We start from the raw sequence: 10,812 nt of genomic DNA on the forward strand, positions 1-10,812 counted from the left end.
GCGCGGACGGGCGCAGACCCCGTGTTCGGCACCGGAGCGGGTGACCCTGCGGCAGGGGCGGGTCAGCGCTCGACGAGGGCGTCGTACTCGGGGTGGCGCTCGATGTAGCCCTCGATGAACCAGCACACCGGGACGACGCGGGCCCCCGCGGCCTTGGCGTCGTCGAGCGCGCGACGCGCGAGCGTCGCCGCGATGCCGTGGCCCTCGAGCTCGGGGGGCACGAACGTGTGCGGGAAGACGATGCGGGGGCCGCGCGGGGTCGAGCTGCGCCGGTAGTCCGCGACCCCGACGACGTCCCCGTCGGGGGTGCGCGCCTCGTAGCGGGACTCGTCGGGGTTGTCGACGACCTCGAACTCGATGTCTGGGGTGCGCGCGGAGGGGGCCATGCACCGATCATCCCCCTTCCGCGCGTCCTCGCCGCCGCCCGAACCGCCTCCCTCGCGAAGGAGGCGGCGCGGACGCCTACTTCGCGGGCGTCGCGGCCGTCCGGGCGACGCGCGGGAGCAGGAGGGCCGCGACGACGGCGGCCGACGCACCGGCGGCTGCGACCCAGAACATGGCCGAGCTCCCCGCGACGACGGCCGAGGTCACGGCCTCGCGTGCCGCCGCCGGGAGGGTGCCGAGCTGCTCGGGCGTGAGGCTCGCGACGTCGGGCCCGGACGACCCGGCGCCCGACGGGCCGCCCGCGAGCGCCGCGTCGACGTGGCGGGTCACGGTGCCGGTGAAGACGGTCCCGAGGGCGCCGACGCCGATCGCTCCGCCGAGCGTCCGCAGGAACTGTGCGGCGCCGGTCGCGGCCCCGACCTCGCGCGCGGGCGAGGAATTCTGGACGAGCACGAGCGGCGTCTGGAACAGGAACCCGACGCCCGCGCCGGCCAGCACCATGTACGCGGCGGCGACCCAGGTGGACGTCCCGGCGTCCATCGTGGCGAGCAGCCCGCACGCCACGACCAGCACCACGGTCCCGGCGAGGATCGCGGGCCGGAACCGGCGCGGCGTCGTCGTCCAGGAGCCGGTGACCATCGCGACGGCGATCGCGGGGAGCAGGAGCGGCAGGAGGAGCAGGCCGCTGCTGCTCGCGGAGCGCCCCTGCACGAGCTGCAGGTAGAGCGGGAGGTAGTTCATGGCGCCCATGAGGACGGCGCCGGTCCCGAAGAACATCACGACGATGCTCGCGACGACGGCACGGTTGCGGAAGAGGTCGGGCGGCAGGACGGGGTGGCTCGCGCGCCGCTCGATCGGGACGAGGGCGGCGATCGCCGCCGCGGCGACGAGCGCGGCGCCGACGACGGGCCACGACACCCACGCGTACTCGTGCCCGCCCCACGTGACGGCGAGGACGATGCCGGTGCTGGCGACCGAGACGGCGGCCAGCCCGCCGACGTCGATCCGGCCGGAGCGGCCGACCGCCGGGAGCCGGAGGAGGAGGGCGGCGCCGGCGATCGCGATCGCGACGATCGGGAGGTTGAGGAGGAAGATCCAGCGCCAGCCGAGGTGGTCGGTGACGATGCCGCCGACCCACGGCCCGATGATCATCGAGAACGGCGCGACCGCCCCGAGCGCCGCGCTGTAGCGGGCGCGCTTGTCGGGCGGGGCGACGTCGGCGACGACGGCGAGGAGGGTGGTGAGCGCCATGCCCGCGCCGAGCCCCTGGACGCCGCGCGCGACGATGAGCTCCCCCATCGCCTGGCTGAGGCCGGCCCAAGCGGACCCGGCGAAGAAGACGACGAGCGCGAGGAGGAGGAGGCGCTTGCGGCCGAACATGTCGCCCAGCCGGCCCGCGAGCACCGTCCCGACGGCCATGGTCAGCAGGTAGGTCGTGACGATCCACGCGATCGAGGCGAAGCCGCCGAGCTCGCCCGCGATGGTCGGGGCTGCTGTCGCGGCGACCAGGCCGTCGAGCTGGATGGGGACGATCGCGAGGACGAGGCTCGTGAGGATGAGCCCGATGCGCGGCGCTCCCGCGGTCGCCTCGGGCGGCGCGTCGGTGCGGGTCGTGGTGGTCATGTGATCCTCGCTTACCTGTCGACCGGCTAGTTTCCTTGTCGGACGACAGGTAAGCACGTTCCTAGCCGGTCGTCAAGTAGGTCGGCCGGTAGGGTGAAGGGCAGCCCCACAGCCAGGAGGTTCGATGCCACGGGACGGGTCCGGCACACGCCGCGAGATCCTCGACACCGCCATGCGCCTCTTCGTGGACCAGGGCTACGACAAGACGTCCCTGCGCGAGATCGCCGAGTCGGTCGGCGTCACGAAGGCCGCGCTCTACTACCACTTCCGCACCAAGGACGACATCGTCCGGGCGGCGCTCCAGGACTACTACGGGACCGTCGGCGACGTCGTCGACTGGCTGGAGACCGTCCCGCCCGGCGAGGCGCGCGACGTCGAGCTCGTCGACCGGCTCCGCGCCCTCTTCGACGGCCCCCTCGGGCTCGCCATGCGCTTCAGCCAGGCCAACCCCACCGTGATGAACCGCGAGGAGTTCCACGGTGCGTCCGGCCGGGAGCTGCGGCGGCTCGTCCAGATCCTCGCCGGGCCCGACGCCGCCGCGGACGCGGCCCTGCGCGCCACCCTGGCCTTCGGCGCGCTCGTGCTCGGCACGATCGGCGACCAGGACGTCCCCTTCCCGATGGGCTCGGTCGAGGACCGGGCCGGCGCAGGCCGCACCATCGCGCTGGAGCTGCTCGCCGGCGTCCGCAGCACCCCCTCCCCGCCGAGGTAGCGGGGCACCCCGCTCCTCGGGGGGCCGTCAGCGCGCCGTCACGCCGCTCGCACGGCGCGCCGTGGCAGCACGAGGAAGACGACGGCCGCCATGGCGACGAGCATCCCGGCCGCCGACCAGCTCGCCACGCCGAAGCCGTGCACCACGCCCGCGAGGCCCGACGCCGGGTGGCGCGCGAGGTAGGAGGAGGCCGCGTCGGCGGCGACCGTGCTGAGCAGCGCCGTGCCGAGCGACGCGCCGACCTGCTGCGACGTCATGACCATCGCGCCGGCGACGGCCGTGTCAGGCCCTGCGCCCAACGTCGCCGTGCTGTTGGCGGTGACGAGCACCCAGCCCGCGCCGGCGCCGACGAGCAGGAACACCGGCATGACGTGCGTCCAGTAGCCGCTGTCGGGGTGGAGCGCGCCGAGCAGCCCCAGCCCTGCGGCGATCACCAGCAGCCCCGACGGGAGGAGGAGCACGGCCGTCGACCGGCCGATGCGCGGGCTGACGAACCGGACGCCGGCCATGAGTCCGACCGTGAAGGGCAGGAAGCCGAGGCCGGTGCGGACCGGCGACCACCCGCGCACGTCCTGGAGGAAGAAGGTCAGGAAGAAGAGCGCGGCGAAGATGCCGACGGCGAGGCTCAGCACCGCGAGGTAGGACCCGCCGCGGCGCCGGTCGCGCACGACGCGCAGCGGGAGCAGGGGGCTCGGGACGCGCGCTTCGACGACGACGAACGCGACGAGCACGACCGCGCCCAGAGCCAGCGACCCGACCGTGACGCCCGCGCGCCACCCGTCGGTCTCGGCCCGGGCGAACCCGTAGACGAGAGCGAGCAGACCGAGCGATGCCAGCACCGCCCCGGGCACGTCGAGCGGACGACGAGCGGGCGGCACGGGACGCACCGCGTAGGCGGCGAGGCCGATCGCGATCGCGGCCACGACGACGTTGACGAACATGCACCAGCGCCAGTCGAGGTACTGCGTGAGAAGCCCGCCGAGCACCAGACCGATGCCGGACGAGCTGCCCATGACCGTCCCGTAGACGCCGAACGCCTTGCCGCGTTCGGGAGCGACCGGGAAGGAGGTCGAGAGGGTCGCCAGCACGGAGGGCGTCATGAGGGCACCGAACGCGCCTTGCGCCGCTCGGGCCGCGAGCAGCATCCACGTGTCGGTGGCGAGGCCGCCGGCGACCGACGCGACCGCGAAGCCCGCGGCCCCGACCAGCAGGGCACGCCGGCGGCCCATCGCCTCCGACAGGCGGCCGCCCACGAGGAGCAGGCCGCCGTAGCCCAGGGCGAACGCCGTGATCACCCATTGCCGGTCGGCGTCGGCGAAGCCGAGGTCCCGCTGGGCCGACGGCAGGGCGATGTTCATGATCGTGAGGTCGAGACCGACCATCAGCTGTGCCGTCGCGACGGCCGCCAGCGCCCACCAGCGGCGCGGGTCGACCGGGACGGCGGTCGTGGTCGGGGACGAGTCGGTCGTGGTCATGAGAGCCTCCGGTGCAGCGTCGATTGTTTGCCGGCTATCGACACGCTAGACGGCTAGTCATTAGCCGTCAATCGATCAGCCCAGGTTCCGGTGCCTGATCGATAGCCGACGATCGATACCATCGGAGCGGGGCAGCAGGCGCGCCCCACCCCGAGCCCAGGAGGACCCATGGCCGACGTCAGCGACGCGTACACCCTCGCGTCGAAGACCTTCCGCGCGGCCCTGACCACGGTCCTCCGGCGCCACGGGCTCCACCTCGGCCAGAACCTCGTCCTCGAGCGGCTGGCCGACACGGACGGCCAGACGCCCGGCGAGCTCGCCACCGCGATCCACGTCACCACGCCGACCATCGTCAAGATGGCCACCCGGATGGCGTCGGCCGGGCTCCTGGTCCGACGGCGCGACACCACCGACAACCGGCTGGTGCGGCTCTACCTCACACCCGAAGGTCGTGCCCTCGTCGGCCCGCTGCGCGCCGACCTCGACGAGCTCGAGGCGGAGCTCGTCACGGGTCTCAGCGCCGCCGAGCGCGCGACGCTGCTCGAGCTGATGGCCCGCGTGACCGGCAACGCCCGCGCGCTGCTGGACGCGTGGGCCGTGGTGCCCGAGGAGCACGTGGGGCACGAGGACGGATGAGCCGCTGGGGCCCCTCGGTCACAGCTCCCGGCGCGCCTTCTCGATGAGCGGCCGCAGCCGGTACGGGATCAGCTCCCCCATCGAGAGCGACGTCTCCGTGCGCTCCACACCGTCGATCGCCAGGATCGCCGCGTCGATGCGGAACAGGTGGTCGGTGTCCCGGCACAGCAGCTGCACCTGGAGGTCGGCGGTGCCGCTGCGGCCGTAGGCCTGCACAACCTCGGGGATGTTCCGCAGCTCCGTGACGATGCGGGCGAGCTCCTTCTGCCGCACCTCGACCTCGAGGAACGCCGCGAGCGAGTACCCCAGGTAGTGCGGGTTCAGGCTCCGGTCGAAGTCGAGGAACGCACCCGCCTCCTCGAGCTGCGCGAGCCGCGCGTAGATCGTGTTGCGCGACATGCGCAGCTCCGCCGCCAGGGCCGCGATGGTCGCCCGCGGGTGGTCCGCGAGCGCCGCCAGGATGGCGAGGTCGACAGCGTCGTAGCTGCGCATATCGATCAGCGTAGCCGCTGGCGGCTGCGCACTGCGCTCAACGTGTCGCGGTGCGCTTTTCGCAGACTGTGACCGGCGTTACCTTCCGAGAACACCGGTCCTCGACGAGGAGGACCGGCGGAGACGCGAGGCGAGGCAACCATGCCAGGCATCACGGATTCGACGACGCGCGACGACCTGTCACCCGCAGGCACCGCGCGCGAGAACCTGACGGCACACGAGGCGGGCGCACCGGACGGGCGCCCCGCAGACGGCGGCGCGGACGGCGGCGCCGGCACGGTCCGGCTCCTGGACCCGGACGGCGTCCGGCACCCGTCGCCCGAGCACGACCGGTGGCTGTCCGACGTCGACGGCGACGACCGGGCGCTCCTCCAGCTCCTGGAGGACATGGTGGTGGTGCGGCGCATCGACACCGAGGCCACCGCCCTCCAGCGGCAGGGCGAGCTCGCGCTGTGGCCGCCCGTGCTCGGTCAGGAGGCCGCCCAGGTCGGCTCGGCGCACGCGCTGCGGCGCGACGACTTCGTGTTCGGCAGCTACCGCGAGCACGGCGTCGCGTACGTGCGCGGGGTCGCCCCCGTGGACCTGCTGCGCGAGTGGCGCGGCATCGTCACCGCGGGCTGGGACCCGTACGCGGTCAGGGTGGCCACCCCGCAGGTCATCGTGGGCGGGCACGCGCTGCACGGCGTCGGGTACGCGATGGGCATCCTCGCCGACGCCGAGCGTGACGGCGCCGCCGGGAGCGACGACGGCACCGCCGCCGTCGTCAGCTACTTCGGCGACGGCGCGATGAGCCAGGGCGCGGTCAACGAGGCCTTCGTCTTCGCGGGCACGTGGTCGGCGCCCGTCGTCTTCTTCTGCCAGAACAACCAGTGGGCGATCTCCGAGCCCGTGGCGCTGCAGTCCCACGTGCCGCTCGTGGCCCGTGCCGCCGGCTTCGGGCTGACGGGCGTCCAGGTGGACGGCAACGACGTCCTGGGCGTGCTGGCCGTGACGGGCGCCGCGCTGCACCGGGCGCGGACGGGCGGGGGTCCCACGCTCGTCGAGGCGGTGACGTACCGCCGCGGACCGCACACGACAGCCGACGACCCCACCCGGTACCGCGAGGCCGCCGAGGTCGAGGCGTGGGTACGACGTGACCCGATCGACCGGTTCACCGCCTACCTGCGTGACCGCGGGGTGCTGACGGACGCCGCGGACGCCCACGTCCGTGACGTCGCCGACCGGGTGGCCGCGGCGCTGCGGACGGACCTCGCGGCGAGCCCGACCCCGCCGCCGCTGTCGATCTTCGAGCACGTGTACGCGCAGCCGAACCCGGCGCTGGAGGCCGAGCGCGACGCGTACGCGCAGTACCTCGCCGGGTTCGCCGACGACGGCGCGGACGGTGCCCGATGACGGCGCTCACGCTCGCGAAGGCGCTCAACCTGGGCCTCCGCCGTTCCCTGGCCGACGACCCGTCGGTGGTGCTGCTCGGTGAGGACATCGGTCGGCTCGGCGGCGTCTTCCGCGTCACCGACGGGCTCCAGGAAGAGTTCGGCCCGCGCCGCGTCATGGACACCCCCCTCGCGGAGGCCGGCATCCTCGGCGCGGCGGTGGGCCTGGCCTACCGCGGGTACCGGCCGGTGGTGGAGATCCAGTTCGACGGGTTCGTCTACGTCGCCTTCGACCAGATCGTCAGCCAGGTCGCGCGCATGCTGGCGCGCACCGCGGGGGCGGTCCGGCTGCCGATCACGATCCGGATCCCCGTCGGCGGCGGCACCGGCGCCGCCGAGCACCACTCCGAGTCGCCGGAGGCGTACTTCGTGCACACGGCGGGCCTGCGCGTGGTCGAGGTGGCCAGCCCGCAGGACGCGTACACGGTGATCCAGCAGGCGATCGCGTGCGACGACCCCGTGGTCTTCTTCGAGCCGAAGCGGCGCTACTACACCAAGGGCGAGGTGGACACCGAGGCCGCGCTCGCCGACGCGCCACCCATGGGGGCGGCGCGCGTCGTCGTGCCCGGCAGCGACGTCACGCTCGTGACGTACGGCGGGCTCGTCGCCACCGCCGTCGACGCCGCCACCGCGGCCGCCGACGACGGCGTCTCCGTCGAGGTGATCGACCTGCGGTCCCTGTCCCCCGCCGACAACGACACCGTCGCCGCGTCGGTGCGGCGCACGGGCCGGCTCGTCGTCGCGCACGAGGGGCCGCACGAGGCCGGCGTCGGCGCCGAGATCGCCGCGACCGCCACCGAGCGGTGCTTCGAGTACCTCGAGGCGGCGCCCGTCCGCGTCACCGGCCACGACATCCCCTATCCGCCGGCCAAGCTCGAGATGCACCACGTCCCCGACCTCGACCGCATCCTCGACGGCGTCGACCGGGTGCTGGGCCGCGTGCCCTCGACCGGGGCGGTGGTCGCGTGAGCGAGCGCGCGTTCCGCCTTCCCGACCTCGGCGAGGGCCTCACCGAGTCCGACGTCATCGCGTGGCACGTCGCCGTCGGCGACACCGTCGCGCTCAACCAGGTGATCGCGGAGGTCGAGACGGCGAAGGCGCTGGTCGACATCCCCTCGCCCTTCGCGGGCGTCGTCACCGGCCTGCACGCCGAGGAGGGGCAGACGGTGCGCGTGGGCGAGCCGCTGGTCACGTTCGACGTGGCGGACGACGCCGGCGGTGAGGCACCGGAGCCCGTGGACGCCGCCCCGGCTGCGGCCGCGGAGCCGGCTGCGGCCGCGGCGCCGGCTGCGGCCGCGGAGTCGCCCTCGGAGTCGGCCGCAGTACCGGCGAGCGCGGAACCGGAGTCCCCGGCGCCGACCCTCGTGGGGTACGGCGCAGCGCCCGAGCGGGGCGGACGCCCGACGCGACGACCGCGGCGCTACGCCACCCCTCCGGCCGCGTCGTCGCTCCCGGCCGAGGTCACGCCCCTCGCCGCCGTCGCGCCGGCCGACCGGGCCCGCTCGACACCGGTCGTCCGGGCGCTCGCGCGCCGGCTCGGCGTCGACCTGTCGAGCGTGCCCGGGTCCGGACCCCAGGGACAGGTGACCCGCCGCGACGTCGAGGCGCTGGCCGCCGCGCCCGCCGGACGCGAGCCCGCGCCGGACGCCGCCGAGACCCGCACGCCGGTGCGCGGCGTGCGCAAGCACACCGCCGCGGCGATGGTCGCGAGCGCCTTCACGGCCCCGCAGGCGTCGGTGCTGCTCACCGTGGACGCCACCGCGAGCATGGAGCTGCTCGAGCGGCTGCGCAGCCACCCGCTCGCGCGCGGCGAGCGGGTCACCGTGCTCGCCCTGGTCGCGCGGGCGGTGTGCGCCCTGCTGCGCTCGCACCCGGCGCTCGCGAGCCGCTGGTCCGACCTCCCCGACGGGTCCGCGGAGATCGTGCACCCGGCGCACGTGAACCTCGGGATCGCCGTCGCGACGGACCGCGGCCTCGTCGTGCCGAACATCCCCGCGGCCGACACCATGGGACTGCCCGAGCTCGCGGCCGCGCTCACGCGGCTGACGCGCACCGCCCGCGACGGGCGGACCGCGCCCGAGCGCCTCACGGGCGGGACGTTCACGATCACCAACGTCGGCGTGTTCGGCATCGACGCCGGCACCCCGATCCTCAACCCGGGCGAGGCCGCGATCCTCGGGATCGGCGCGGTGCGCCGCCTCCCGTGGGAGCACGACGGCCAGGTCGCGCTGCGCGACGTCGTGACGCTGAGCCTCACGTTCGACCACCGCGTGGTCGACGGCGAGCAGGCGGCCCGGTTCCTCGCCGACCTCGGCGCCGTCCTGGGCGACCCCGCACTGGCCGTGGTGGTGGGCCCGCCGGTGGCCGAGCGTGCGGACTCGGCGGCCTCGACCACCGCAGGCGGCTCGGCCCTGACCTCAGGAGGTGCCGCGTGACCGTCCTGGCCACCGCCGTCGACCCGCGTTCCGACGCCGCCCGCCGCGCCGACGCGGCGCAGCGGGCCCTCGCCGACCAGCTGCGCGAGCGCACCGCGGCCGTCGCCGTCGGCGGACCGGAGCGCGCTCGCGCCACCCACGTGGCCCGCGGCAAGCTCCTCCCCCGCGAGCGCGTGGAGCGGCTGCTCGACGAGGGCAGCCCGTTCCTGGAGATCGCGCCGCTGGCCGGCTACGGCATCGACTCACCGCCCGACGGCGGGAGCGGCACCTGGCCCGGTGCCGGGGTGATCGCGGGTGTCGGGCTGGTCGAGGGCCGGCAGGTGATGGTCGTGTGCAACGACGCGACCGTGAAGGGCGGCACGTACCACCCGCTGACCGTCAAGAAGCACCTGCGCGCCCAGGAGATCGCGCTCGAGAACCGCCTGCCCTGCGTGTACCTGGTCGACTCCGGGGGCGCGTTCCTACCCCTGCAGGACGAGGTGTTCCCCGACCGCGACCACTTCGGCCGGATCTTCTACCACCAGGCGCGCCTCTCGGCGGCACGCATCCCGCAGATCGCGGCCGTCCTGGGCTCGTGCACGGCGGGCGGGGCGTACGTGCCCGCGATGAGCGACGAGACGGTCATCGTGCGCGGCCAGGGCACGATCTTCCTGGGCGGGCCGCCGCTGGTGCAGGCCGCCATCGGCGAGGTCGTCAGCGCGGAGGAGCTGGGCGGCGGCGAGCTGCACGCGCGCCGCTCCGGCGTCGTCGACCACCTCGCCGACGACGACGAGCACGCGCTCGACCTGGTGCGCGGCATCGTCGCCACGCTGCCGCCCGACCCGGCGCCGGCGTGGGACGTCATCGACGCCGTCGAGCCGGCCGTGGACCCCGCGGGCCTGTACGCGGCCGTGCCGACGGACGTGCAGCAGCCCTACGACCCGCGCGAGGTGATCGCCCGGATCGTCGACGGCAGCGCGCTCCACGAGTTCAAGCCCGAGTACGGCACCACGCTCGTCACGGGGTTCGCGCGGATCTGCGGGCACCCCGTGGGCGTGCTGGCGAACCAGGGCGTGCTGTTCGGCGCGTCGGCGCTCAAGGGCGCGCACTTCGTCGAGCTGTGCGACCAGCGCGGCATCCCGCTCGTGTTCCTCCAGAACATCTCGGGGTTCATGGTGGGCACCGACGCCGAGGCGGGCGGCATCGCGAAGGACGGCGCCAAGATGGTCACCGCCGTGGCGACGACGCGCGTGCCGAAGCTCTCCGTCATCGTCGGCGGGTCGTTCGGGGCGGGCAACTACGCCATGTGCGGGCGCGCGTACTCACCGCGCTTCCTGTGGTCGTGGCCCGGCAGCCGGATCTCCGTCATGGGCGGCGAGCAAGCGTCGTCGGTGCTCGCGACGGTCAAGAAGGACCAGCTCGCGCGGTCCGACGAGGCCTGGGACCCCGAGGAGGAGGCCGCGTTCCGCGCGTCCGTCCGCGACCGGTACGAGCAGCAGGGCGACCCGTACCACGCGACTGCCCGCCTGTGGGACGACGGCATCGTCGACCCCCCCGACACGCGCCGGGTGCTGGGACTCGCGCTCTCCGTCTGTGCCCGCACACCTCTCGGCGAGCCCGCGTTCGGGCTCTTCCGGATGTGATCG

General features: G+C 74.6%; 10 protein-coding genes. 6 read left to right on the plus strand and 4 right to left on the minus strand.

Translation table 11 applies throughout. The features are described from left to right. Positions 1-62: 62 nt before the first annotated feature. Together ACFT5B_RS12130 and ACFT5B_RS12135 are read right to left on the minus strand one after the other, a co-directional pair. Positions 63-386: a GNAT family N-acetyltransferase gene (locus ACFT5B_RS12130; protein WP_386798524.1), complete on the minus strand. Its 324-nt coding sequence runs from the start codon at positions 384-386 to the stop codon at positions 63-65. A gap of 76 nt (positions 387-462) precedes the next feature. Further along, positions 463-2,007: an MFS transporter gene (locus ACFT5B_RS12135; RefSeq protein ID WP_386798526.1), complete on the minus strand. Its 1,545-nt coding sequence runs from the start codon at positions 2,005-2,007 to the stop codon at positions 463-465. A 124-nt stretch (positions 2,008-2,131) separates the two neighbouring features. On the opposite strand from ACFT5B_RS12135, the gene ACFT5B_RS12140 reads away from it, so the two are divergent. Further along, positions 2,132-2,719: a TetR/AcrR family transcriptional regulator gene (locus ACFT5B_RS12140; protein ID WP_386798528.1), complete on the plus strand. Its 588-nt coding sequence runs from the start codon at positions 2,132-2,134 to the stop codon at positions 2,717-2,719. 38 nt (positions 2,720-2,757) lie between these two features. On the opposite strand, the gene ACFT5B_RS12145 is transcribed toward ACFT5B_RS12140, so the two are convergent. Next, entirely contained in the window at positions 2,758-4,194 is a 1,437-nt protein-coding gene (locus ACFT5B_RS12145) for an MFS transporter (protein ID WP_386798530.1), read from the minus strand. A gap of 168 nt (positions 4,195-4,362) precedes the next feature. Between ACFT5B_RS12145 and ACFT5B_RS12150 the strand changes: the two genes are divergently transcribed. Further along, positions 4,363-4,830, plus strand: a complete 468-nt coding sequence (locus tag ACFT5B_RS12150) for a MarR family winged helix-turn-helix transcriptional regulator (protein WP_386798532.1) — start codon at positions 4,363-4,365, stop codon at positions 4,828-4,830. 18 nt (positions 4,831-4,848) lie between these two features. Here the strand turns inward: ACFT5B_RS12150 and ACFT5B_RS12155 are convergent, their stop codons facing one another. Beyond that, entirely contained in the window at positions 4,849-5,322 is a 474-nt protein-coding gene (locus tag ACFT5B_RS12155; RefSeq protein WP_386798534.1) for an Lrp/AsnC family transcriptional regulator, read from the minus strand. 141 nt (positions 5,323-5,463) lie between these two features. Between ACFT5B_RS12155 and ACFT5B_RS12160 the strand changes: the two genes are divergently transcribed. The 4 genes from ACFT5B_RS12160 to ACFT5B_RS12175 are packed head-to-tail and all read left to right on the plus strand — an operon-like array spanning position 5,464 to position 10,809. Continuing rightward, entirely contained in the window at positions 5,464-6,714 is a 1,251-nt protein-coding gene (locus ACFT5B_RS12160) for a thiamine pyrophosphate-dependent dehydrogenase E1 component subunit alpha (protein ID WP_386798536.1), read from the plus strand. After that, positions 6,711-7,721: an alpha-ketoacid dehydrogenase subunit beta gene (locus tag ACFT5B_RS12165; RefSeq protein WP_386798538.1), complete on the plus strand. Its 1,011-nt coding sequence runs from the start codon at positions 6,711-6,713 to the stop codon at positions 7,719-7,721. Before ACFT5B_RS12160 ends, ACFT5B_RS12165 begins: the two co-directional genes overlap by 4 nt. Beyond that, complete coding sequence (locus ACFT5B_RS12170; protein WP_386798540.1) at positions 7,718-9,187, plus strand: dihydrolipoamide acetyltransferase family protein; 1,470 nt, start codon at positions 7,718-7,720, stop codon at positions 9,185-9,187. Before ACFT5B_RS12165 ends, ACFT5B_RS12170 begins: the two co-directional genes overlap by 4 nt. Continuing rightward, the gene (locus tag ACFT5B_RS12175) at positions 9,184-10,809 is read left to right on the plus strand and encodes a carboxyl transferase domain-containing protein (protein ID WP_386798541.1); all 1,626 of its coding nucleotides are present in this window, start codon (positions 9,184-9,186) and stop codon (positions 10,807-10,809) included. Before ACFT5B_RS12170 ends, ACFT5B_RS12175 begins: the two co-directional genes overlap by 4 nt. The last annotated feature ends 3 nt before the right edge of the window (positions 10,810-10,812 follow it).

The organism is Luteimicrobium sp. NPDC057192, from assembly GCF_042670205.1.
GTDB lineage: Bacteria > Actinomycetota > Actinomycetes > Actinomycetales > Cellulomonadaceae > Luteimicrobium.